The 443-nt window shown below is 51.2% G+C and carries 1 protein-coding gene; it reads left to right on the top strand.

The window, feature by feature from the left end:
• The coding region (locus ACTD9P_RS29980; RefSeq protein ID WP_438870474.1) for a 2-C-methyl-D-erythritol 4-phosphate cytidylyltransferase at positions 1–443 on the top strand (443 nt) is incomplete at both ends.

The raw sequence follows: 443 nt of genomic DNA, 5'->3' as shown, positions 1-443 counted from the left end.
ATTATACACACACTGCGGGTTTTTGAAAGCCACGCACCCTGTCAGAAAATAATCCTGGTGATAAACGAGAGTGAACGGGAAGATTTTCGCCAGCTGCTGGCCCAATTTCCGATTCAGACGGAAATTGAGCTTGTTACCGGAGGTGCGGAGCGTCAGCACAGTGTATACGAAGGACTGAAAGTGATTGATAAGGAATCGGTCGTGCTTGTTCATGACGGAGCGCGCCCGTTTGTCACACATCAGCATATCGATAAGCTCGTTGAAACAGCAGAGGAGGCGGGAGCGGCTGTCCTGGCTGTTCCTGTGAAAGACACGATAAAACGGGCGGAAGGCTCCCGGGCTGCGGAGACCTTTGATCGTTCAAGCTTGTGGGCCGTTCAAACGCCGCAAGCTTTTCGTCTTTCTTTATTGAAGACGGCGCATATGGAAGCGGAAAACAAAGG

It is taken from the genome of Pseudomonas onubensis (genome assembly GCF_965653655.1).
GTDB lineage: Bacteria > Pseudomonadota > Gammaproteobacteria > Pseudomonadales > Pseudomonadaceae > Aquipseudomonas.
Note: the sequence above shows the minus strand (reverse complement) of the source record. Positions and strands in the feature narration are given on the sequence as shown.